The sequence below is a fragment of the Prevotella sp. khp1 genome, from assembly GCF_900102205.1.
GTDB lineage: Bacteria > Bacteroidota > Bacteroidia > Bacteroidales > Bacteroidaceae > Prevotella > Prevotella ruminicola.
Window position 1 is genome coordinate 78,484 of sequence record NZ_FNJZ01000006.1, and the last position, 25,056, is coordinate 103,539.

Below are 25,056 nucleotides of genomic sequence, written 5' to 3' on the forward strand. Positions count from 1 at the left end.
AATGTATAGCAGGAGACAATCTTCCGAAGCCCGTGTCGGCGGTATCGGCATTGGCGGTCAGAACCCCATCCGCATTCAGTCGATGGGAACGGTAGATACCAATAATACCGAGGGCTGTGTGGCCCAGGCCAAGCGTATTATCGACGCTGGTGGCGAGCTGGTTCGCTTTACCACCCAGGGTACCCGCGAGGCAGAGAACATGAAGAACATTTCGGCCCAGCTTAATGCCGATGGCTACAATACACCACTGGTGGCCGATGTGCACTTTACTGCTCATACCGCCGATGTGGCTGCCCAGTACTGTGAGAAGGTGCGTATCAATCCAGGCAACTACGTTGATCCTGGTCGTACGTTCAAGCATCTGGAATATACCGATGAGGAGTATGCTGCCGAGTTGCAGAAGATCGAGAAGCAGCTGGTGCCTTTCCTGAATATCTGTAAGGAGCATCACACGGCAGTACGTATCGGCGTGAACCACGGTTCACTGTCGGATCGTATCATGAGTCGTTACGGCGACACTCCCGAGGGTATCGTTGAGAGTTGCATGGAGTTCCTGCGTATCTTCAAGCGTGAGAACTTTAACGATGTAGTTATCAGTATCAAGGCCTCTAACACCGTAGTGATGGTAACCACTATGCGCCTGCTGGTTAAAACCATGGATAAGGAAGATATGCACTACCCCCTGCACCTAGGTGTTACCGAGGCTGGTGAGGGCGAAGACGGTCGTATCAAGAGTGCCGTTGGTATTGGTGCCCTGCTTACTGAGGGTATCGGTGATACCATCCGTGTATCATTGAGCGAGGAGCCTGAGTGCGAAATCCCCGTGGCTCGCAAGCTGGTAGATATGATTCCTGAGTGTACCGCCCTGCGTGAAAAAGCTGAGGCAAGCATCAAGGACGATACCATCACGCTGGATGTGGATGCCCCCGATTGGGAAACCCTGCAGCTCAAGGCCGCTATGGCTGTTGGAGCCCTGCTGATTGATAAGAAGGCCCACAACCTGGTAATCAACAGTTCAACGTTCAAAGATCAAAGTTCAAAGTTGGTAGAGCTTTCTGACGCCATTCTGCAGGCTGCCCGTATCAAGTTTACCAAGACCGAGTATATCTCGTGCCCAGGTTGCGGTCGTACGCTCTACAATCTGCAGGAGACCATCGCCAAGATTAAAGCTGCCACCAAGGACATGGTAGGCTTGAAGATTGGTATCATGGGCTGTATCGTAAACGGTCCTGGTGAGATGGCCGATGCCGACTACGGTTACGTAGGTGCCGGACGTGGTAAAATCTCGCTCTACAAGGCCAAGGAGTGTATCGAGAAGAATATTCCCGAAGAAGAGGCTGTAGAACGTCTTATCGAATTCATCCGCAAAGACCGCGGCCAGAAATAAAGACACGATTTTATAGGCACGGATTAACACGGCTCTTTTTTATAAAGAAACACGGCTTTAGTTGCAATACCAAAGCCGTGTTTTTAATTTATTAAGGCCGTGTAATCCGTGCCAAAACCTTATTCGCTAAGAATCTTTACGAGTTCTTTCATTCCTTCGCTGGCGCCTTTCTGTATCTGTGTTACGCGACCACCGGCGTTGATGGGATTGGGGTCGATAAGGTAAACGGGCACATCGGGACGGGCATAGTGCAGCAAACCTGCGGCAGGATAAACCACCAGCGAGGTGCCGATGATAATCAGAATGTCGGCCTCTTGTACCTCTTCGGCTGCTATCGTGATGTTAGGCACCGCTTCGCCAAAGAATACGATAAACGGACGCAGTAACGAGCCGTCGCCAGCCTTGGTACCTGGTTCTATCTCGCAGTTGTCGGGTGTAAGCTGAATCTGGTAGCGTGGGTCGTCCACATCGCGACTCGAACAAACCTTCATCAGTTCGCCATGCAGGTGAATCACCTTACTTGAGCCTGCCATCTCGTGCAGGTTGTCAACATTCTGCGTTACAACCGTTACGTCATAGTTTTTCTCAAGTTCGGCCACCAACTTATGTCCCTCGTTTGGCTGCACGTTCCAACACTTCTTACGCAGCATATTGTAGAAGTTTGTTACGAGCGTAGGATCGGCCAGCCAACCCTCGTGGGTGGCTACCTTCTGTACGGGATAATTCTCCCACAAACCATCGGCATCGCGGAAAGTCTTCAGTCCGCTTTCTACCGACATACCTGCACCAGTTAAGACAACAATCTTTTTCATAAGAATGATTTTTAAGTTTGATGTTGCAAAAATACAACTTTTCTGATATAAAAAAGAAATTTTAGCAATTATAATGCATCGGAATAAGAAAAAAAGTGTAACTTTGCAGCCGTTTTTTAGACGTTACACATTATTAATAAATAGAGAATGGATAAATTAAGTTATGCTTTAGGTCTGGGCATCGGTCAGCAGTTGGCTCAGATGGGTGCTGACAACATCAGTGCCGAGGACTTTGCACAGGCTATCAACGACGTGTTGAAGGGCAACGAGCTGAAGGTTTCACACCGTGAGGCTCAGACAATCGTACAGGACTATTTTCAGAAGCAGGAGCAGAAGCTCCAGGCTGAGCGTGCCGAGAAGGGAAAGGCACATAAGGAGGCTGGCGAGAAGTTCCTCGCCGAGAATGGTAAGAAGGCTGAGGTGGTAACACTTCCCAGCGGACTGCAGTATCAGGTACTGAAAGAGGGTAACGGTAAGAAGCCATCGGCTAAGGATACCGTTATGTGCCACTATGAGGGTACACTCATCGACGGTACTGTATTCGATAGCTCATACCAGCGTGGCGAGCCCGCTACATTCCCACTCCAGCAGGTTATCGCTGGTTGGACCGAGGGTCTGCAGCTCATGCAGGAGGGTGCCAAGTATCGTTTCTTCATCCCTTACCGTCTGGCTTATGGCGAGGGTGGTGCAGGTGCTTCTATTCCTCCATTCGCAGCACTCATTTTCGATGTTGAGTTAATACAAGTAGTTTAAAATAATAACAGAAAGCAATGAAAAAATTATCAATCGTAGCCGTTATGGCTATTGCTGCTGCCGGTTTCACCGCATGTGGCAACTCTACCCCTAAAGCAAGTCTGAAGACAGACGTAGACACTATGAGCTACGCCATTGGTATGGCTCAGACTCAGGGTTTGAAGGAGTATCTCGTAGGAAGTCTGGATGTTGACACCGCTTACATGGCCGAGTTCATCAAGGGTCTGCAGGAGGGTGCTAACGCTGGCGACAACAAGAAGAAGGCCGCTTACTATGCTGGTATCCAGATTGGTCAGCAGATTGCTAACCGTATGATCAAGGGTATCAACCACGAGGTATTCGGTGATGACTCTACAAAGACTATCTCTCTGAAGAACTTCATGGCTGGTTTCATCAGCGGTACTACAGGCAAGAAGGGTCTGATGACTGTTGATTCAGCTCAGATGGTTGCTCAGCGCATGATTCAGGAAATCAAGGCTAAGGAGATGTCAAAGACCTATGGTCCTAACAAGGAGGCTGGTGAGAAGTTCCTCGCTGCCAACGCTAAGAAGGCTGGTGTAAAAACTCTGCCTAGCGGTGTTCAGTACAAGGTTATCAAGGAGGGTACAGGTGCTATCCCCGCTGATACTTCACTCGTTAAGGTACACTACGAGGGTCGTTTGATTAACGATACTATCTTCGATAGCTCATATAAGCGTGGCGAGCCCACAACATTCCGTGCCAACCAGGTTATCAAGGGTTGGACAGAGGCTCTCACTCACATGCCTGCTGGTTCAGTTTGGGAGGTTTACATTCCTCAGGAGCTGGCTTACGGCGAGCGTGCTCAGCGTAACATCGATCCTTTCTCAGCACTGATCTTCAAGATCGAGTTGCTCGAGGTAAATCCTAAGAAGTAACAATGAAGAAGTCATTGATATTTGCACTCGCCCTCGTGGCGGGTGCTTCTTTATCTACAGTAGATGCTGCCAAGAAAAAGAAGGTGGTAGTAAAGGAGGAGGCTCCTGTTGTTGAGGCTTTCAAACTCGCTACCAGTTCTGATTCTATCAGCTATACTGCAGGTATGAGTAGCACAATGGGTTTGGTTAACTTTCTGCTTCAGCAGAAGGTGGATACCGCTTACATGGCAGATTTTGTACGTGGATTTAACGAGACTGTTTCAAGAAATCTCGACAATCCCCAGGAGAAGGCTTATATGATGGGTATCACCATCGCTCAGCAGCTGGTTGACCGCATGATGCCTGGTGTGGCTAAAGAACTTGAGGGAACTCCCGACTCGTTGGTTTCGGGTGCTTTCTTCAAAGGTTTTACCGATGCCCTGCTGCAGGATACTACTTTCTTTAAGGTAGATGCTGCCGAGAACATCTTCAGAACCAAGATGGAGGCCAACAAGGCTGAGAAGGAAGAGCGACTCTATGGCGCAAACCGCGAGGCTGGCCGTCAGTTCCTGGCCGAGAATGCTAAGAAGGATGGTGTGATTACACTGCCCAGCGGACTCCAGTACAAGGTGCTTACCCAGGGAACAGGTGCTGTGCCTACCACCAGCGATAAGGTACAGGTACATTACGAGGGTCGTCTGATCGACGGCACCGTATTCGATGCCTCAAGAAATCATGGCGACGAGCCTGCTGAGTTCCGTCCAACTGATGTGATCAAGGGCTGGACCGAGGCACTTACCATGATGCCTGTAGGTTCAAAGTGGCAGGTTTATATCCCCTTTGAACTGGCTTACGGTAGTCGCGATGCCGGACAAATAAAACCTTACAGCGCGTTGATTTTCGATATTGAGCTTGTTGGAATCGTAGGTGACAAACCTGCACCAGCAAAGGCCGCAAAATCGTCGAAAAAAGCTAAGAAATAAGCAAGTGTGTCACAAAAGTGGCACACTTTTTTAATTTTTTCTTCAAAAAAGTTGCATTGTTCAATTAATTTACGTAATTTTGCTGACAAAATGTAACTAAAGGGAGAAAAAATGGAAAAAATTGATTTTTTGGACAAAAAGATTCTGAGTATCCTTTCCAAGAATGCACGTATTCCTTTCAAGGATGTTGCTGCAGAATGTAATGTATCGCGAGCTGCTATCCACCAGCGTGTTCAGCACCTGATTGATGCCGAAGTGATTACAGGTAGTGGTTTCGATGTTAATCCTAAGAGTTTAGGTTATTCTACTTGTACCTACGTGGGTATCACCCTTGAAAAGGGATCGATGTATAAAGAGGTGGTAGAGCGTTTGCAGCATATCCCCGAGATAGTAGAATGTCACTTCACTACTGGTCCTTATACGATGATGGTTAAGCTCTATGCTAAGGATAACGAGCAGCTGATGGAATTGCTGAATGGCAAGCTGCAGGGTATTCCTGGCGTAGTTGCTACCGAAACATTGATCTCGTTGGAACAGAGTTTGAAACGTGAGATTCCCATCGTGCTCGACGATGAAGACAAAAAGCTATGAGCAGATTTGAACTCCAGTCGCATCTGAATGATGTGTATGCCCACTTCCCAGAAGCTGAGAAGCGTCCTGTGATTGGTATTACTGGCAATTACGAAGACCTGACATGTAAGTTGGGTCGAGGCTATTATCAGTCGGTAGTAGCAGCAGGTGGTGTGCCCGTTGTTATTCCGCCTGTGGCCGATAAGCATGTAATTGTAAATACCTTAGAGCATATCGACGCCCTTATACTGAGTGGTGGAGGTGATATCAATCCCCTTTGGGCAGGCGAGGAGCCTTCGCCCAAGCTGCATGGTATCAATCAGGAACGCGACCTGCCCGAATTGTTGATTGCCCGTTTGGCCTACAACCGTCAGATTCCTATGCTGGGTATCTGTCGTGGTATCCAGACGCTGGCTACAGCGTTTGGCGGCAAGGTGGCACAGGACATCAGCGATGTGGCAACCATCAAGCATTCGCAGGATGCCGACCGTTCGGAACCTACACATAGCGTGATTATCGACGAAGATTCAAGTTTGTTCGATATTTATAAATCTACCAAGGTGATGGTTAACTCGTTCCATCATCAGGCTGTGGCCGAAGCTGGCGATAAGTTCAGAGTAATAGCCAAGTCGCCCGATGGTATCATCGAAGCGATGGAGAGTAGCGAGTTTAAATCGATATTGGGTGTTCAGTGGCATCCCGAGTGTTTGGAAGAAGGCCTGCCCTTGTTCCAGTGGTTGGTTAACGAGGCCAAGAGTTTTCGTGAAGCTCATACCACTCACGATCGTGTGCTTACACTCGATACCCATTGCGATACACCTATGTTCTTTCCTCAGGGCATACACTTTGAGCAGCGCGACCCCAAGATTCTTGTAGATTTGCACAAGATGACCGAAGGTCGTCAGGATGCTACCATCATGGTAGCTTATCTGCCCCAGCCAACCGAGAATCCTACGGCCTTTGCTGATAGCATTTTCGACCAGATTGAGGTGATTGTGGGTCAGAACAGCGATTATGTACGTATCGCTAACACGCCTCGCGACCTCTGGATGAACAAGCATCAGGGCTTGAAGAGCATTATGCTTGGTATCGAGAACGGTATCGCTATCGACGGTAAGCTGGAGAATCTGCAGCATTTTGTGGATCGCGGTATCGTATATATGACTCTCTGTCATAATGGTGATAACGATATTTGCGATTCGGCTTCGAAAACACAGCACACGCATCATGGTGTGAGTGCTTTCGGCGAGCAGGTTATCAAGGAGATGAACCGTTTGGGCGTGCTTGTTGATATGAGCCATGCTGGCGAGGAGAGCTTCTATCAGGCGCTCGAAATCAGCAGCAAACCTATTGTTTGCAGTCACTCGTCGGCACGTGCGCTTTGCGATCATCCTCGTAACCTTACCGACGACCAGATGCGTGCCCTTGCACAGAAAGGTGGCGTCGCACAGACTACCATCTATCACGGATTCCTGAAGAAGGATGGCGAGGCTACCATCAACGATGTGATTGCTCACTTAGAGCATGCCATTGATGTGATGGGTATCGACCATGTGGGTCTTGGTACCGACTTTGATGGCGACGGTGGTGTTCGTGGCTTGGCCGATTCGTCGGAACTGATTAATTTTACCCGTAGATTGCTGGCCCGTCGCTTCAGTGAGCACGACATCCAGAAAATCTGGGGTGGTAACTTCCTGCGTGTGATGGAGGAAGTTCAAAAAGTTAGATATTAAACATGAATAAGAATATTTTTGCGGTTATATCGCTGGTGCTTTTGGTGGCCAGTTGTGGTAATTTAAAGAAGCAGACTACCGATGAGTCGGCTTCTTTGCAGCCTGTTGGTCCTGTGTTCTGTGCCGATAGTGCTTATCTGTACTGTCAGGCTCAGTGCGATTTCGGTCCACGAACCATGAACAGCAAGGCGCATGACGATTGCGAAAAGTGGATTATCTCAAAGTTCGAGAGTTTCGGCATGCAGGTAACCCCACAGAAAGCTGTGTTGAAGGGCTACGATGGTACATCGCTCAACAGCACCAACATCATTGCCAGCTATCGTCCTGATCTGACCGACCGCGTATTGCTGTGTGCCCACTGGGACAGTCGTCCTTGGGCTGATAACGATCCCGACGAGGCTAACTGGAAAACACCTGTGATGGCTGCTAACGATGGTGCATCGGGCGTGGCTGTGATGTTGGAGATTGCCCGTTTGCTCTCTAAGGATACCTTGCAGCTTGGTGTTGATTTTATCTGCTTTGATGCCGAAGACTGGGGCGTACCACAGTGGAACGAGGATAATTTCGATAGTGACTCGTGGGCGCTTGGTGCTCAGTATTGGTCGACTAATCTGCATAAGAAAGGCTATCGTGCCCGCTTTGGTATCCTGCTTGATATGGTAGGCGGTCAGGGTGCGCAGTTCTATAAAGAGGCCATGTCTGTTCAGTATGCCAATCATATCGTAGAGAAAGTATGGCGCGCTGCTCAGGTAGTAGGTTACGGTAGCTTGTTCCCCTCGCAGCAGGGTACTGGCGTTACCGACGATCATATCTCGGTGAACACCAAGGCTAAGATTCCAACTATCGATATCATCCCTTATTATCCTAACTGCGAGCAGAGTTCGTTCGGACCTACTTGGCATACCGTTAACGATGATATGGAACATATCGACAAAAATACCCTACAGGCAGTAGGGCAGACATTAATTCAGGTACTCTTCTCCGAGAAGTAGTACCTGAATTTTTTTATTCTTGTAATTCTTATTTCTTAGGTTGCTCGGCTTCCAACTTCTCTACGGCGCCTGTCAAGGTGTTGAGAAGTAGGCGTGTGGTGTATTTCTTGTTGAACAAAGCACCACTCAGCAGCTCTACATTGCCAAACTGTGCTGCAGGAAACTCGCTGCTGACAATCTGATTCTTAGCATCGAAGATGGTTGAGCGCAATTTACCAGGGATGTTTACATAGATGCCCGACTGCTGCGGCTTGGCAGCTTTCTTGGGATCTACGGGCGCAGGTTCGTCAACCGTTTTCAGGTCCTCTATATTAATATAATAAGGTGTACCCGACAAATCATCGCTGTCAACCACTCCGTAATCAGGCGAGAAACGGAACAGTACATCGCGTTTCGTTGGCTTGTCAACCACGTAGGTAAACGTATGTGTGGTGGTATCGTTCTCGGTGGTGCCGATAAACAGGCTGGTGAGCGCCTCGTTCTGTGTGTTCAGTTCCTCCAGCATCAGTTTCAGTTGCTCGCCATCCTTAGGCATAAAGTCGGCCTGGCCCTTGGCCAGCATGCTTTTGCTCTCACGTATCTCGTAGATCTCCTGAGCAGTAAGCTCGGCCATCTTGGCGGTGCTGCCTGCCGAGAGAATCTCTTCGTTCAGATACGATTTGGGCGATTTCTTTAAAGGACGGATCTGCTGCACTGTGGCAGAATTGCTCTTAGACTGCTGCTTGGCATCGGTGTTGATGGCTAGCAGGATACCCTTGTCGCTCAGGCGTACGTTGCAGGCCGATGTCTTGGCATCAAACTTCACAGCGTAACACTTCGATGTGTCGGCTACAGCAAATGGCTCCTGCTTTACCGACAGGATGCGATACTTGGTAGATGCGCTGGCGGGCACATCTTTCATACGTAGAAATTTCTCCGAGTACTTGCAGAATTCACCTGGGGTATAGGTACTCTTCTCCACCTGCATGGTAACGCGGATGGCTGTTTTGGGCAGATAATATACGGCGCCCTCGCTGGTAACACCAGGTTTGTACGAACTGATTACGGTTTGTGCCAGCGAACTGGCAGTGCCTAATGTAAAGGCTATCAATAAAGTGCTAAATAATTTCATTCATTAAGTCGTTTAAATGCATAAGGCAAGTTCTGAATCAAATCGCTGGCTATTACGCTTTCCTCGCCCAGCTCGCGAGCGGCAATGTCGCCAGCCAGTCCGTGCAGATACATACCTACAACACATGCGTTTTCTTGATTATAGCCACGAGCCAGCAGTCCTGTGATGATACCTGTTAGCACGTCGCCGCTACCGGCAGTAGCCATACCGGCATTACCAGTAGAGTTAAAGATGATATGACCGTCGGGCAGGCACAGCGAGGTGTGGTGCCCTTTCAGTACGATGTAGGCCTGCAGGCGCTCAGCCAGATCGCGCGCCTTCATCAGACGCTCAAAGCTATCGCCCGAATGACCTTCCAAACGGTCGAATTCCTTGGGGTGGGGGGTCATGATGATACCCTTGGGCAGTTGCTGCAGCCATGCGCGATGACTGGCCAGAATATTAATGGCATCGGCATCTACCACTGTGGGGCACTGACTGCGGCGCAGCTGTGCAATGATGGCAATTGCCGTTTGCTCGCTGGTTCCCAAGCCAGGACCAATGCCCAACGCATTGAAGTCTTCGGTGTCAACCGCCTCCGAGAAAGTGGTTTCCTCTCTGTCGAACTGTATGATGGCTTCGGGAACGCTCACCTGCAGAATGTTGCAGTTGCGTTTGGGTGTGTGGGTAGTGACCTTTCCTACACCTACGCGCAAACATGCTTTGGTGGCCAGCACCGAAGCACCTGCCATACCGTAGCTGCCGGCAATAATCAGGGCATTACCCATCTTGCCTTTGTGGGCAAACGGGTCGCGCTTCAGCAGGCGTGGGCGCACGTCGTTCTCCTCCAGCAGCGTGTAGTTGGCATCAATCTTCTCCATGCCCTGTTTGCTCAGTCGGATATCCAGCACCTTCAGTTTGCCGATGAATATCTGGTTTTCGGGGAACAGGAACGACAGCTTTGGCAACTGCAGTGTCAGCGTCATATCGGCACGGATAATGTTGGCTCTTACGTTGTAAGTGTTGTCTTCGGTCATCAGTCCCGATGGCACATCGATACTTACCACCTGAGCGGGCGATGCGTTGATGTATTTCACGAGCGACGAGAAACCACCGGCCAACGGCTTGTTGATGCCCGATCCGAACAGTCCGTCAACCACCAGCATGCCCTCCTCTAACTGTGGGGGCTCAAACTCCTGGGTTACCTCAATCAGCGCTTTCGAGCGTTTCTCAATCAAACGCTTCTTGTTTATCATGCAGTCTTCCGAGAGATGACCTGATATGTTAAAAAGGTAGGCTGTTACATCGTAGTTTTTGTCAATCAGCATGCGGGCAACGGCCAGTGCGTCGCCGCCATTATTGCCTGGACCTGCGAATATGATGACGGGCGTGGTATAACCCCAGCTGTCGGCGATAGCTTGGGTCAGGGCTTTAGCGGCACGCTCCATCAGGTCGACCGACTTAATGGGCTCGTTCTCTATGGTGTATTTGTCCAATTCGTGGACTTGTGCGCTCGTAAATATCTTCATAATGGTGCAAAAATACGAAAAAATTGCTAATGAATGATAGAGTTTGGCAGATTTTTTGTAATTTTGCACAAATTTTTAATTCTTTCAGCGTATGAGTATCGTAAAGATAAAGGACAAGTCGTTCAAGATCTCCATTACGGAGGCTGAGATTAAGGAGCGTGTAAAGGCTGTTGCACAGCAGATTAGTAAGGATATGGAGGGCAAGAATCCTCTGTTGTTAGGTGTGCTGAATGGCGCTTTTATGTTTGCTGCCGATCTGATGCGCGAGATGACTATTCCTTGCGAGATTTCGTTTGTTAAGCTGGCCTCTTATCAGGGTACCACTTCTACTGGTAAAATCAAGGAGGTGTTCGGTATCAACGAAGACTTGACCAATCGTACGGTGATTATTGTAGAGGATATCGTGGAGAGCGGACTCACCATGAAGCAGATGATTGAGTCGTTAGGCACACGTAATCCCGCATCTATTCATATCTGCACCCTTTTCTTCAAGCCCAGCAAGCTGAAGGAGAAGATTAACCCCGAGTATGTTGCCTTCAGCATTCCTGACGACTTTATCCTGGGTTACGGACTTGATTACGATCAGCAGGGTCGCGGACTGAAAGATGTGTACACCATTATCGAGTAAGTAACTTAAATTAAACTAAATATCAGGATAATGAAGAATATCGTTATTTTTGGTGCTCCCGGTTCAGGTAAGGGAACACAGAGTGATAAGATGATTGAGAAGTACGGTTTGAACCACATTTCAACTGGTGATGTACTTCGTGGTGAAATTAAGAATGGTACCGAGCTGGGTAAGACTGCTGTCAGCTATATCGAGAAGGGACAGCTGATCCCCGACGATCTGATGGTAAGCATTCTCGCTTCGGTTTACGATAGCTTCGGACGTGATAGCAAGGGTGTTATCTTCGACGGTTTCCCCCGCACCATCCCACAGGCCGAGGCCCTGAAGAAGATGCTCGACGAGCGTGGCGACAAGGTTGCTGCTATGATCGAGCTCGATGTTCCCGAGGACGAGCTGATGAAGCGCCTCATTCTGCGTGGTCAGCAGAGCGGCCGTGCCGACGATAATGAGGAGACCATCAAGAAGCGTCTCGTGGTTTACCACTCTCAGACAATGCCACTTATCGAGTGGTACAAGCAGGAGGGTGTTCACTATCACATCGACGGTCTGGGTGAGCTCGACCGCATTTTTGCAGACATTTGCCAGGTTATTGACAATATCTAAATGGAGAGTAATTTCGTAGACTACGTAAAGATTTACTGCCGCTCTGGAAAGGGTGGTAAGGGCAGTATGCACTTGCGCCATGTAAAGTATAATCCCAATGGCGGTCCTGATGGTGGTGATGGTGGAAAAGGCGGAAGCATTATTCTGCGTGGAAACCATAACTACTGGACTTTGCTCCACTTAAAGTACGAGCGCCATATTTTTGCCGAGCACGGTGGAAATGGCGGTCGCGATAAGTGTCATGGTACCGACGGAAAGGATGTTTACATTGATGTGCCTTGTGGCACCGTGGTGTATAATGCCGAAACCGGTAAGTATGTCTGCGATGTTACATACGATGGTCAGGAAGTCATGCTGCTTAAGGGCGGTCGTGGCGGATTGGGTAACTTCCAGTTCCGCACAGCCACCAATCAGGCGCCCCGTTATGCGCAGCCTGGTGAGCCCATGCAGGAGATGACCATTATTCTTGAATTGAAACTTTTAGCTGATGTGGGCTTGGTAGGTTTTCCTAATGCAGGAAAATCTACCCTGGTCTCATCGCTGTCAAATGCTAAGCCCAAGATTGCCAATTACCCATTTACTACGATGGAGCCTTCGCTGGGTATTGTAGGTTATCGCGACAACAAGTCGTTTGTGATGGCCGATATTCCTGGTATTATCGAAGGTGCCTCTGAAGGTAAGGGCTTGGGACTTAGATTCTTACGACATATTGAGCGCAACTCGCTCCTGCTGTTCATGGTACCAGGTGATACCGATGATATCAAGCGTGAGTATGAGATTCTGCTCAACGAACTTCAGCAGTTCAATCCCGAAATGCTCGACAAGCATCGTGTGCTGGCCGTTACCAAGTGCGACCTGCTTGATGAGGAGTTGGTTGAGATGCTGAAGGAAACCCTGCCTCAGGATCTGCCTGTGGTATTCATTTCAGCCGTAACGGGTTATGGTCTCGACGAACTCAAGGATGTGCTTTGGAACGAGTTGAATGCCGAAAGCAACAAGCTTAACGTCATCACCTCAGAGGATTCGCTGGTACATCGCGACAAGGATATGAGCCGTTTTGCTCAGGAGCTTGCTGACGAGGGAGAGGACGAGGATATCGAGTACATCGACGAGGATGATATCGAAGATATCGAGGACTTTGAGTACGAGGACTTCGAGGACGAGGCCTAACGTTACGCAACAATTTTCACGATTTTTAAAAAAAGTAGCCGATTTATAACATTAAATCGGAAAATTTTTCATACCTTTGCACCGAAATTTAAACAATCCGGAATTTTTCCGCTCATTTAATTAATTAAAACAGTTCTAGTTTATGCAGAAAAGATTGCTCTTTCTGGTTTCATTGATGTTAACTTTCTCGTTAACATTGATGGCACAAATCACAACTTCAAGTATGGCTGGAAAGGTGACCCTCGACACAGCAAATGGCGAGGAAGTCATCGGTGCTACAGTTGTGGCTGTACACGAGCCCTCTGGTACTCGTTACACAGCAGTAACTAATACCACAGGTCGTTTCTCGATCAATGGTATGCGTACTGGTGGTCCTTACGCAGTGACCATCTCTTACATTGGTTTCCAGCCCAAAACCGTCAAGGGTATTACCCTCCAGCTGGCTGAAACCTACAATCTGAATGTATTCCTCACCGAGGATGCTACCGAACTTGCAGAGGTTGTTGTAAGCGGTAAGGCTTCAAAGTTTGCTGCTGAGAAGACGGGTGCTGCTACTAACATTAACAGTACGCAGATCACAAACCTGCCAACCGTTAGCCGTTCTATTACAGATGTAACACGTCTGTCTCCTTACGGAGGTAACGGCATGAGCTTCGCTGGTAGCGATGGTCGTAACGCTAACTTCACCGTTGATGGTGCTAACTTCAACAACAACTTCGGTCTTTCTGACAAGTTGCCTGGTGGTGGTAACCCAATCTCTATCGATGCTATCGAGGAGTTGCAGGTTGTTATCTCTCCATACGATGTTCGTCAGACCAACTTCATCGGTGGTGGTGTAAACGCTATTACCAAGTCGGGTACTAACACCTTCAAGGGTAGTGCTTATGTTTACCACAAGAACGAGAACATGCAGGGTGACGCTGTAAATCGTCAGCAGATCCAGGGCGCTCGTGAGAAGGCTCAGACTACTACTTACGGTTTCACACTGGGTGGTCCAATCATTAAGAACAAGCTCTTCTTCTTCGTAAACGGTGAAATGATCAAGATTCCTTCAATCGTTAACCGTTGGAAGGGTTCAGATGATGGTAAGGCTGATGCCGACAACTACATCTCTCGTACTACTAACAAGGATCTTGAGGCTGTTTCTAAGTACATGGCCAGCAAGTATGGTTATGATACCGGTTCATGGACCAGCTTCCCTGCTGATGAGAGCAACTACAAGCTGATGGCTCGTTTGGACTGGAACATCACCGATCGTCATCACCTGGCTTTGCGCTATAACTATACAAAGAATAATGTATGGAACTCGCCTAACGGTACTTCTATGGACGGTGGTACTCGTATGGCTTCTTACCGTATGTCACAGACTTCAATGTCGTTCGCTAACTCAATGTACTCAATGGAGAACCTCGTTCACTCTTGGTCATTGGATTTGAACAGCCGTCTGACCGACAACCTGTCGAACCAGTTCCTGGCTACTATCTCTAAGCTCGACGACGTTCGTGGCACTAACTCTGCTGAGTTCCCATTCATCGATATCACTCGCGATGGCGATAACTATATGGCTCTCGGTTACGAGCTGTTTACTTGGAACAACGCCGTTCATAACACTATCTGGAACATCAAGGATGATGTTACCTATTATCTGGGCGACCACAAGATTATGGCTGGTATTACCTTCGAGCATCAGATGGCCGACAACCAGTACATGCGTAATGGTTCTGGTTACTATCGCTACAACATCACCGACGATATGTATGTAGGCGGTGTACTGCAGCCAGATATGCTGTTCAACAGCACACCTGAGGTATTCTGCTTGACTTACGGTTACGATGGTGAGGCTGCTCCTGCAGCTCGCGTACAGTTCAACCGTCCTGGTATCTATGCTCAGGATGAGTGGAACGTTAACAATAAGCTGAAGCTCACATACGGTCTGCGTGTTGACGGTCTGTTCTTCAACAACAGCGACCTGATGACTAACGCTGCTATTCTGAACCTCGACTACAACGGTCGTCACATCGATACCGGTAAGTGGCCTAAGAACAGCATCACCTTCTCTCCACGTCTCGGCTTCACCTACGATGTATTCGGTGACAAGAGCCTGAAGGTTCGTGGTGGTACTGGTCTCTTCTCTGGTCGTCTGCCTCTGGTATTCTTCACCAACATGCCAACCAACGGTGGTCTGGTACAGTATCAGGCACAGATCAACGAGAAGAACGCTGCCAAGAAGGGCTTCTCTATGGACGAGTTCGCTGGTGGTCCTATGACCAAGGTTAGCGATATGATTGCTAAGCTGCAGAGCCTGGGCTATCCTACAACTGTTAAGCCTGAGGACGGAACTGTTCCTTCAGCTGTTAACGGTGTAGATCCTAAGTTCAAGATGCCTCAGGTATGGAAGACTTCTGTTGCTATCGACTATCAGCTGCCTGTTGACTTCCCATTCTCAGTTTCTGTTGAGGGTATCTACAACAAGACTATCAATGCTGTGTCAATCTCTGACTGGAGCATTAAGAACGTAGGTGGTTTCGCTCGCTTCAACGGTGCCGACAACCGTCCTATCTTCCCCGATGATTTCCGCAGCGGTACAAAGGCATTCGTGCTCGAGAACACCAGCAAGGGTTACGGTTGGAGTGCTAACGTTACTCTGAACGCTCAGCCTGCTGATTGGATTAGCTTGATGGCTGCTTATACTCACACTGTATCTAAGGAGGTTACCGGTATGCCTGGTTCGGCTGCTGAGTCTGCCTTCACATACGTTCCTACTTACGAGGGTCCAAACAACATCAAGTTGCACAACTCTCAGTATGTAACTCCTGATCGTCTGATCGCTTCTGCTACTATCCACGATAAGTGCGGTAACCACTATAACTTCATCTACGAGGCATATCGTGGTGGCTACAACTACTCTTACACAACTGTTAACGATATGAACGGCGACGGTTACAACTACGACGCTATCTATATCCCAACAGATGATCAGGTAGGTGTTGGTACAGGCGACTTCCGCTTCAAGACTCAGGACGACCTGACTCGCTTCATGGACTATGTTCATAAGGATAGCTACCTGAGCAAGCATCAGGGTACTTACGCCGAGGCTTACAGCGTTTACTCTCCATGGGTACACCGCATCGACTTCGGTTACAAGCACGACTTCAAGTTCAACGTAGGTCAGACTAAGCACATGCTGCAGCTCACCTTCGATATGAAGAACGTTCTTAACTTCTTCAACTCTTCTTGGGGTGTTGCTAAGCACCTGAATCCTGAGATTGGTAGCGAGGCTAAGATCCTGAAGTACGAGGGCGTTGATGCACAGGGTTATGCAACCTTCTCTACACCTTCTTCTATCAGCGGTAATACTCAGACTTGGACTACCAACTACGCTATCGGTCAGTGCTGGTACGCTTCTGTAGGTATCAAGTATTATTTCAACTAATTAATTAAGGTAAGATTAATATGAAACTAAAATATTTCATTCCGTCTCTCGTAGCAGTTGTAGCAGCTGTATTCACAAGCTGTTCTGACGGTAAGGATGCTACCTATCTTGAGGGAATTCGCGTTTCTCAGTCGTATGTAGCTCTGAACACTGCTGGTGGTTCTGCCTCTATCGATGTAACCACCAATGGTAGCTGGACTGTTACTGAGGTTCCCACCTGGCTCACCGTTTCACCTGCCTCTGGTACAGGTAACGGTACTATCACTTTCTCGGCCGACGCTGCCGAGGGTCGTAGCGGTTCAGTAAAGCTTAACTGTGGCGACGAGACTCAGATCATCAACATCATTCAGGGTGTTGTAACTATCAGCCCTGCTACTTGTGCTGAGGTTCTGGCTGGTCCCGACTCTAAGACTTATCAGGTAACTGGTACTGTTACCAGCATTGTAAATACCACTTATGGTAACTGGTACTTGAACGATGGTACTGGTGAGGTTTACATCTATGGTACACTCGACTCTAAGGGTAGCACCAAGAACTTCAGCAGCTGGGGCCTCGAGGTAGGCGACCAGATTACTGTTCAGGGTCCAAAGACTACTTATAATGGTACTGTAGAGCTGGTTGACGTAACTGTTGTTAAGATTGTTAAGTCACTCATCAAGGTTGATTCTCTCACAGTTGGTGGCGTTAAGGCTACTGAGTTGCCTGTAGCTGGTGGCGAGATCACTGCTCACCTCACCTGCAAGGGTACTGGCGTAGCTGTTGAGATTCCTGCCGACGCTAAGGATTGGCTGGGTGTTACCTCTTCAACAGTAGGTACTAACCCAACTGTTACCTTCTATGCTAAGGCTAACGAGGGTGGCGACCGTGAGACAACTGTTACCTTCAAGACCACCGATGGTTCTAAGGAGTACAGCTCACAGGCTACTATCTCTCAGAAGGGTGCTATCGTTGAGTGCAATGTGGCTCAGTTCCTTGCTGCTCCTGTTAGCAACTCACAGTATCGCGTTACTGGTGTAATCCAGAGCGTAGCCAATGCATCTTATGGTAATATTTACATCAAGGACTTCTCAGGCGAGGCTTATGTATATGGTATCGGTGCTAAGGGCGACTTCCAGGCTAAGGGTCTGAAGGTTGGCGACATCGTTACACTCGTAGGTAAGCGCGGTGAGTATAAGGGTACTGCCCAGATGACTGGCGCACAGCTCGAGAAGGTGATTCCTGTAACAGAGGTAACCATCGCTGAGTTCCTGTCTAAGCCCGATGATAAGAACACTTACTATATGGTTAAGGGTACTATCAGCTCACTGAAGGGTAGCAATGGTAAGGATAACGACTACGGTAACCTCTACCTCACCGATGGCACTAACGAACTCTACGTTTACGGTTGCTACGCTGGTTGGGGTGCTACTGGTAACGATCGCAAGTTCTTCATTGCCGACAACAACATTAAGGTTGGTGACGAGTTGACTATGATTGGTTATAAGGATACTTACAACGGACTCGTTGAGCTCTGTGGTGGTATTAACTTCTCGTTCAAGCACGCTGAGTAATACATTACTTATATATAACTACTCCCGATGCCCGAATAGTGGTATCGGGAGTTTTTTCCCTAAAAAGAAATGCTTATGAAGAAATCTTTACTTTTTCTTTTCCTTCTTTCAACACTTACCGTATGGGCGCAAGGACCTTACGAAACAGGCACCTACTATCAGAATGCTGATGGTAAGAAGGCTGCTGAGCTTAAATCAGCCCTTTTCGCCATCATCAGTCCGCATACCATCCAGACGTACACCTATGGCGTATGGGATGCGATTGAAACTTACGATATTCGTGAGGATGGCAAGATATGGGATATCTACTCAAATATTTCAAACTTCACCCCTAAAACCGATCGTGATAAGGGCGAAGGTTGGGACGTAGAGGCTCAGCGTTATAATCGTGAGCACGCTATGCCCAAGAGCTGGTTTAAGGAAGACAAAAACCAGCCGTACAACACTACCGCTGTATATCCCATGTACACAGACCTGCATCATCTGTTTCCTACCGATGCCTATATCAACACTTTCCGTTCAAACTATCCTTATGGCGAGGTTGGTGAGAATATTACCAAGCAGTCGGAGGGCGGTTTCTCAAAGTTCGGTCGTTGTAAGGACGAGCTTGGCTACAAGGTAAGTGGTCAGAATGGTCGTGTTTTTGAACCAAACGACGAGTATAAAGGCGATTTGGCCCGTGTATACTTCTATATGGCCACTTGCTATGAGTCGTATAAAAACGAGAAAGGTGTAACCCGTACGCCTGAGGACTGGGATAATAGCGATAATACCATGCTTGATGGTTCTGTTTATCCGTTCTTCAAGGAGTGGGCGCTGAATATGCTGCTGCGTTGGGCTGCTAACGATCCCGTAAGCGAGAAGGAAATCAAGCGCAATGAGGCCATTTTTGGCATTCAGGGCAATCGCAATCCGTTTGTTGATTATCCCGGTTTGGAGCAGTATATTTGGGGTAGTAAGAAGGACGATGCTTTCAGCTACAACAATTACGTGCCTGTAACTTCTGGTATCGAAGAGATTACTAAGAGTATCTTTATCGAGAACGATGGCGCTATCTATAATCTCCGTGGTCAGCGCGTAGATGGTAAGAACCTCAAGAAGGGTATCTACATCCGCAAGAACAAGAAGATAATCGTGAAATAAAAGGCTTTTGAAAAGTACTTAGATTTCAATTGAAAAGTACCTGGAACGCAAATGTTTTCTAGGTACTTTTTATTTTTTGTGGTTTTTATGTCAAAAAAACTTGCATCCTATTGTTTTATTTTGTATCTTTGCCCCGCAAGTGAAACAAAATTAACTGGTTGGATGATGAAAAGACTTTCTACATTACTATTTGTACTTTTGACAATATCGTTTTCTGTTATGGCTCAGGTTACTACATCTGGTATTACAGGTGTGGTGATGGCTGATGGCGAAGAGGCTATCGGTGCTACCGTTACGGCCAAGCATGTGCCTTCGGGCTCTATCTATCGTGGTGTTACCAATATCGATGGTCACTACACGATTACAGGCATGAGGGCGGGCGGACCTTACGAGGTTGAGATATCGTATATCGGTTTCCAGACATCGCGTTTTACCGATATCCAGTTGGCACTGGGTCAGAATGCTGTGGTTGATGCCACGCTGAGCGAGGGCTCAGAGATGATTCAGGAGATTGTGGTAACAGCTAAGGCCAACAATACCATGCGTAGCGACCGTAGTGGCGCTGTAACCAGCCTGAACGCTAACCAGATGGCTGCTGTGCCTAATATCGGTCGTTCTATGCTGGATATCATGAAGATGACGCCACAATCAAGCTCGGCCAGCGGTATGGCTATTGGTGGTGGAAACTACCGCCAGTCGTATGTCACCATCGATGGTGCCTCGTTCAACGATTCGTTCGGTATGGAACCCAGTCCGCTGCCTGGTGGCGGCACTCCCATCTCGCTCGAGGCACTCGATCAGATGACCGTTTCGGTTACGCCTTACGATGTGCGTCAGAGTGGCTTTACTGGCGGTGGCGTGAATGCGGTTACCAAGAGTGGTACCAACACCTTTAAGGGTATGGCCTATACCTTCCTGACCAGTTCCGACCTGAAGGGTAAGAAGATTCGTAACGACCGGTTGCCCGTATCCAAGGGGCATAACAGCACCTTTGGCTTGAGCTTTGGCGGGCCGATTATCCAGGATAAGCTCTTCTTCTTCCTTAACGGCGAGTACGAGGATAATGTGACGGCAGGACCTGCCGTGATGGCTTATAACCGCAGCGACCAGCCCTATTCGGCCACGAATCGTCGCCCCAAGTTGGCCGAGCTCGAGAGTCTGTCTACCTACATGCAGAACGCTTATGGTATTACCACAGGTCCTTGGCAGAATTATAACCTGAAAACGCCCGCCTACCGTATTCTGGCCCGTATCGACTGGAACATCAACGACGATCATAAGTTTAACGTGCGCTTCACCAAGTCGAACCGTAAAGAGGCTAATCCCGCTTCGGCATCGCGTAGTATCGGTAGCAATCGCACCTCTATTATCTATGGTGGCAACCAGAACTCGTATGGCGGCAATACCGATTATGGTATGTCGTCGCTCTCAAGCCGTTATATGACCGAGTTCCGCTTCACTTCGGTAGCAGCCGAGCTCAATAGCAAGTTCGGTAAGCTGCATAACACCCTGCGTGGCACCTACTCGTATCAGGACCAGCCCCGTAGCAACGAGTATGGTGTTGATGTACCTGTGGTTGAGATTGTGATGAGCGATGGTCAGGGCCATTATCCTTACTGGGCGCTTACCGGCGATTTGTTTACTTATGGCAATGTGGCCAAGACCAAGACTACCGTGATTACCGACGAAATCAATATCCAGTTGGGTAAGCACAACCTGTTTGGCGGTTTGCAGTACGAGCACAACTGGGCTGCCAACGGCTATGCTCAGGCTGGTGCCGGCTATTATGCCTTCCAGGCCAGTCAGGACGAGATAGATAAGGCCATCGTAAACAACGACTGGGGGCCGATTTTCGCAGTAGATCACACCCGCTTGTTTGGTATCACCTATGGCAATGGCGACAATCACGATCATTTTGTGGCTAAGATGAGCACCAACCAGTGGTCGCTCTATCTGCAGGACAACATGAGCCTCTCCGATCGTTTCCGCATGTCGCTTGGTTTGCGTTTCGAGCTGCCGTCTTATCCCAGTCTGAAGGATAATTTCAACGAGGAGTATTATAAGATTAGCTTTGGTGGCGAGCATTTCCGCACCGATAACGTGCCCAAAGCCAGCATCTCGGTATCGCCGCGTGTGGGCTTCAACTGGGATATTACCGGCAATCGTAACCTGATACTGCGTGGTGGTTCGGGCCTCTTCATCGGTCGCCTGCCGTTTGTTTGGCTCATCTCGGCTGTAGGCAACTCAGGTATGGGACAAACCTCGTATATTGCCTCGCAAACCAAGGGTATTATTCCTACCTTTACCACCAGTCAGCAGAATATGCTGCAGCAGATAGGTGCTCAGAGCAAGATTTCGGTGCCCAGCAGCGCCACTATCCTGAGCGATAACCTGCGTATGCCCAAAACGTGGAAAACCTCGTTGGCACTCGATGCCAAGCTGCCTGGCGATATCGACTTTACCATCGAGGGTATCTATAACCGCGATATCAACCCCGTAGTAGTGGCCAATCGCGACATCTACTGGGATGGCACTTCTACTATCGACTTAGGTCACGGCGATGTGCGCCATAAGATGTCGTATTACGATGCCAACTCTTCCGCTTACGTACTAGAGAATGCAGGTCATAAGGCCTACTACATGTCGCTCAGCGCCCAGTTGCGTAAGAAGTTCGACTTTGGTCTCGATCTCTCGGCCAGCTACACCATCTCAAGGGCCAAGACCTATACCGATGGTATCGGCAACCAGGTGGCATCGGCCTATAACAACTACCGCAACTCGGTTAATGCCGTTAATGATAACGAGCTGGGTTACGCCACCTACGTGGCTCCTAACCGCTTGCTGCTCTCGGCCAGCTACACACTCAACGAGGGAAAGAACAACACCTCACACTTCTCGTTGGTTTACGATGGCTACCAGTATGGTTTCCTTACCGAGTATGCTTTCAGTCGTTACAGCTATATCTTCTCGGCCAATGTTAACAGCGACGCCTTGGCGCCTGCCAACCTGATTTATGTGCCCGCCTCGCGCCAGGAACTCGACAGTTGGGACTTTGCCGAGAGTACCTACGGCGCTAACCATCAGGTATATACCGCCCAGATGCAGCGCGACGATTTCTGGGCTTATATCCAGCAGGACGATTATCTGAAGCATCGCACCGGTAAGTATGCCGAGCGTGGTGGCGCTAAGATGCCTTGGCACCATCAGATCGACTTTAAGTTCGAGCATGATATGAGTCTCCTCTGCGGTAAAACCAAGCACACCCTGCAGTTAGGTGTCGATATCCTCAACCTGCCCAATTTCCTTAACAAGAAGTGGGGACTTTACAAGCAGGTTACCGAAACGTCGCTGCTCTCTTATAGCAAGGGTCAATACACCTATAACACCGTTAATGGCGAGCGCCACCTGCACACCTATTCCGATTTCCTCGGTCTGCAGTCAACGTATCAGATTATGTTTACTATTCGTTATCTGTTTAATTAATAGAGATTAATCCTCGCCAAAAGGCGAGGATTTTCTATGATTTTATGTTAATTATCAACTTTCAATTCTCAATTATCAATTTATTTGTGTAACTTTGCAGCCAAATTATATAATAGTAAATTGTCAAATTGTAAATAGAGATGGCACAAGAAGATGTATTTAAGAAGATCGTGAGCCACTGTAAGGAGTATGGCTTTGTATTCCCCTCAAGTGAGATTTACGATGGTTTAGGAGCCGTTTACGATTACGGTCAGAACGGTGTAGAGTTGAAGAATAACATTAAGCAGTATTGGTGGAAGGCTATGACGATGCTTCACGAGAACATCGTTGGTATCGATAGTGCCATCTTTATGCACCCCACCATTTGGAAGGCATCAGGTCACGTTGATGCTTTCAACGATCCCTTGATTGACAACCGCGACTCAAAGAAGCGTTACCGCGCCGATGTACTCATCGAGGATCAGATTGCCAAGTACGACGAGAAGATCCAGAAGGAGGTTGAGAAGGCCCGCAAGCGTTTTGGCGACAGCTTCGACGAGGCAAAGTATATGGAAACCAGCGAGCGCGTAAAGGAGACTAAGGAGAAGCGCGACAATCTGCACGCCCGTTATGCCGAGGCTATGCAGGGTCCCGACCTCGAGGCTCTGAAGCAGATTATCCTCGACGAGGAGATTGTTGATCCTATCAGCGGTACCAAGAACTGGACCGACGTTCGTCAGTTCAACCTGATGTTCGCTACCGAGATGGGTGCCAGCGCCGATGCTTCGATGAAGGTTTACCTGCGTCCTGAGACTGCTCAGGGTATCTTTGTAAACTACCTGAACGTGCAGAAGACCGGTCGTATGAAGATTCCTTTCGGTATCGCTCAGATTGGTAAGGCTTTCCGTAACGAGATTGTAGCCCGTCAGTTCATCTTCCGTATGCGTGAGTTCGAGCAGATGGAGATGCAGTTCTTTGTAGCTCCTGGTACCGAGCTCGAGTGGTTCCCCAAGTGGAAGGAAACCCGTATGAAGTGGCACCAGGCTCTGGGCTTCGGTGCCGAGAACTATCGTTTCCACGACCACGATAAGCTGGCTCACTATGCTAATGCAGCTACCGATATCGAGTTCAAGATGCCATTCGGCTTCAAGGAGGTTGAGGGTATCCACTCTCGTACCAACTTCGACCTGAGCCAGCACGAGAAGTTCTCTGGTAAGAGCATCAAGTACTTCGATCCTCAGACCAACGAGAGCTATACACCGTATGTTATCGAGACCTCTATCGGTGTCGATCGTATGTTCCTCAGCATCATGTGCCACGCTTTCGAGGAGGAGAAACTCGAGAATGGCGAGACTCGTACCGTACTCAAGTTGCCCGCAGCCCTCGCACCAGTTAAGTGCGCTGTTATGCCTCTGGTTAAGAAGGATGGTCTGCCCGAGAAGGCACGCGAGATTATCGACCAGCTCAAGTTCCACTTCAACTGTCAGTACGACGAGAAGGATTCTATCGGTAAGCGTTATCGCCGTCAGGATGCCATTGGTACTCCTTACTGCGTAACAGTCGATCACGACACCCTCACCGATGGTAAGGTAACTCTGCGTTTCCGCGACACTATGGAGCAGGAGCGTGTAAACATCAGCGATCTTAACTCAATCATCGAGGATAAGGTAAGCATCGCCAGTCTGCTTAAGAAGCTTCAGTAAACAATGAAGAATTTAAAATACATATGGCTCGCTTTGATACTGTTCCCACTTGTGGGAATGGTATCATCGTGCACCGAAGATGAGACCGAAGAGGGCGAGTTCGACAACTGGAAACAGAAGAACGAGACTTACTTTAATCAGGTAGTTTCTAATCCAAACTACAAGAAAATCCTGACCTACACAAAGGATACCACAAATCCCAGTATTACCGATGCCGACTACATCTACGTAGATGTACTGGAGGAGGGAAGTGGCACCGAAACAGCACTTTTCACCGACTCAGTGTTCTATACCTATCGCGGTAGATTGATTCCATCAAAGACATATGAGAAAGGTTATGTGTTCGATCAGTCGTTCTTGGGCGATTTCGATTGGTCAAAGTCAGCTATGCTCAAGGCATGCGTAAGCTGGAATAAAGTCACCACAACATCGGGCACAACCACAAGTTTGTTCACCGAGGGTTTCTGCACAGCCCTGCAGCACATGAAGAAAGGCTCTCGTTGGCTGGTTTACATTCCCTATCAGCTTGCTTATGGCGAAACTACTTCATCGTCCATTCCTGGCTACAGCACGCTGGTGTTCGAGATTGCTGTTGCTGATGTGTGGCACCCAGGCGAATCGCGCCCTGCTTTTAAGTAAG

General features: G+C 48.6%; 19 protein-coding genes. 16 read left to right on the forward strand and 3 right to left on the reverse strand.

The features are described 5' to 3' along the window. Position 1 precedes the first annotated feature (1 nt). A complete protein-coding gene (gene ispG / locus BLR73_RS13840) occupies positions 2 to 1,387 on the forward strand; it encodes a (E)-4-hydroxy-3-methylbut-2-enyl-diphosphate synthase (protein ID WP_091862983.1) in 1,386 nt (461 codons plus the stop codon). A gap of 119 nt (positions 1,388 to 1,506) precedes the next feature. Here ispG and BLR73_RS13845 read toward each other — a convergent pair whose 3' ends face one another. Further along, positions 1,507 to 2,199, reverse strand: a complete 693-nt coding sequence (locus tag BLR73_RS13845) for an SIR2 family NAD-dependent protein deacylase (RefSeq protein ID WP_013064206.1) — start codon at positions 2,197 to 2,199, stop codon at positions 1,507 to 1,509. 147 nt (positions 2,200 to 2,346) lie between these two features. Here BLR73_RS13845 and BLR73_RS13850 point away from each other — a divergent pair, with 147 nt between their 5' ends. The 6 genes from BLR73_RS13850 (at position 2,347) to BLR73_RS13875 (ending at position 8,105) form a co-directional block, all read left to right on the forward strand. After that, on the forward strand, positions 2,347 to 2,952 hold the full coding sequence (locus BLR73_RS13850) for an FKBP-type peptidyl-prolyl cis-trans isomerase (RefSeq protein WP_013063037.1): 606 nt from the start codon (positions 2,347 to 2,349) through the stop codon (positions 2,950 to 2,952). Positions 2,953 to 2,969: 17 nt separating this feature from the next. Next, on the forward strand, positions 2,970 to 3,848 hold the full coding sequence (locus BLR73_RS13855) for an FKBP-type peptidyl-prolyl cis-trans isomerase (RefSeq protein ID WP_013065343.1): 879 nt from the start codon (positions 2,970 to 2,972) through the stop codon (positions 3,846 to 3,848). A gap of 2 nt (positions 3,849 to 3,850) precedes the next feature. After that, positions 3,851 to 4,810, forward strand: coding sequence for an FKBP-type peptidyl-prolyl cis-trans isomerase (locus tag BLR73_RS13860; RefSeq protein ID WP_033150475.1), 960 nt, complete (start codon positions 3,851 to 3,853; stop codon positions 4,808 to 4,810). Positions 4,811 to 4,921: 111 nt separating this feature from the next. Then, positions 4,922 to 5,401, forward strand: a complete 480-nt coding sequence (locus tag BLR73_RS13865) for an Lrp/AsnC family transcriptional regulator (RefSeq protein WP_013064402.1) — start codon at positions 4,922 to 4,924, stop codon at positions 5,399 to 5,401. Continuing rightward, positions 5,398 to 7,113, forward strand: a complete 1,716-nt coding sequence (locus tag BLR73_RS13870) for a fused gamma-glutamyl-gamma-aminobutyrate hydrolase/peptidase (RefSeq protein ID WP_013064111.1) — start codon at positions 5,398 to 5,400, stop codon at positions 7,111 to 7,113. The genes BLR73_RS13865 and BLR73_RS13870 overlap by 4 nt, the downstream gene beginning before the upstream one ends. 2 nt (positions 7,114 to 7,115) lie before the next feature. Beyond that, complete coding sequence (locus BLR73_RS13875) at positions 7,116 to 8,105, forward strand: M28 family peptidase (protein WP_091862986.1); 990 nt, start codon at positions 7,116 to 7,118, stop codon at positions 8,103 to 8,105. 28 nt (positions 8,106 to 8,133) lie between these two features. On the opposite strand, the gene BLR73_RS13880 is transcribed toward BLR73_RS13875, so the two are convergent. Then, positions 8,134 to 9,216: a DUF4831 family protein gene (locus tag BLR73_RS13880; RefSeq protein WP_091862989.1), complete on the reverse strand. Its 1,083-nt coding sequence runs from the start codon at positions 9,214 to 9,216 to the stop codon at positions 8,134 to 8,136. Then, positions 9,213 to 10,724, reverse strand: coding sequence for an NAD(P)H-hydrate dehydratase (locus BLR73_RS13885; protein ID WP_013065352.1), 1,512 nt, complete (start codon positions 10,722 to 10,724; stop codon positions 9,213 to 9,215). The genes BLR73_RS13880 and BLR73_RS13885 overlap by 4 nt, the downstream gene beginning before the upstream one ends. Positions 10,725 to 10,815: 91 nt before the next feature. Between BLR73_RS13885 and hpt the strand changes: the two genes are divergently transcribed. The 9 genes from hpt to BLR73_RS13930 all read left to right on the forward strand — a co-directional run bounded on the left by hpt (position 10,816) and on the right by BLR73_RS13930 (position 25,055). Continuing rightward, positions 10,816 to 11,352, forward strand: coding sequence for a hypoxanthine phosphoribosyltransferase (gene hpt, locus BLR73_RS13890; RefSeq protein ID WP_013062998.1), 537 nt, complete (start codon positions 10,816 to 10,818; stop codon positions 11,350 to 11,352). 30 nt (positions 11,353 to 11,382) lie between these two features. Then, complete coding sequence (locus BLR73_RS13895; RefSeq protein ID WP_091862992.1) at positions 11,383 to 11,955, forward strand: adenylate kinase; 573 nt, start codon at positions 11,383 to 11,385, stop codon at positions 11,953 to 11,955. After that, complete coding sequence (obgE, locus tag BLR73_RS13900; RefSeq protein WP_073047626.1) at positions 11,956 to 13,125, forward strand: GTPase ObgE; 1,170 nt, start codon at positions 11,956 to 11,958, stop codon at positions 13,123 to 13,125. It begins immediately after the preceding gene. 142 nt (positions 13,126 to 13,267) lie between these two features. After that, on the forward strand, positions 13,268 to 16,558 hold the full coding sequence (locus BLR73_RS13905) for a TonB-dependent receptor (protein ID WP_091862995.1): 3,291 nt from the start codon (positions 13,268 to 13,270) through the stop codon (positions 16,556 to 16,558). Positions 16,559 to 16,578: 20 nt separating this feature from the next. Then, positions 16,579 to 18,108 (forward strand): BACON domain-containing protein, encoded by a 1,530-nt coding sequence (locus BLR73_RS13910; RefSeq protein WP_091862998.1) that lies wholly within the window; start codon positions 16,579 to 16,581, stop codon positions 18,106 to 18,108. Positions 18,109 to 18,183: 75 nt separating this feature from the next. Next, a complete protein-coding gene (locus tag BLR73_RS13915; protein ID WP_176763706.1) occupies positions 18,184 to 19,251 on the forward strand; it encodes an endonuclease in 1,068 nt (355 codons plus the stop codon). Positions 19,252 to 19,413: 162 nt separating this feature from the next. Beyond that, complete coding sequence (locus tag BLR73_RS13920; protein WP_091863003.1) at positions 19,414 to 22,734, forward strand: TonB-dependent receptor; 3,321 nt, start codon at positions 19,414 to 19,416, stop codon at positions 22,732 to 22,734. A 140-nt stretch (positions 22,735 to 22,874) separates the two neighbouring features. Continuing rightward, the gene (locus BLR73_RS13925) at positions 22,875 to 24,416 is read left to right on the forward strand and encodes a glycine--tRNA ligase (RefSeq protein WP_028907840.1); all 1,542 of its coding nucleotides are present in this window, start codon (positions 22,875 to 22,877) and stop codon (positions 24,414 to 24,416) included. A gap of 3 nt (positions 24,417 to 24,419) precedes the next feature. Next, positions 24,420 to 25,055: an FKBP-type peptidyl-prolyl cis-trans isomerase gene (locus BLR73_RS13930; protein WP_091863006.1), complete on the forward strand. Its 636-nt coding sequence runs from the start codon at positions 24,420 to 24,422 to the stop codon at positions 25,053 to 25,055. Position 25,056 lies beyond the last annotated feature (1 nt).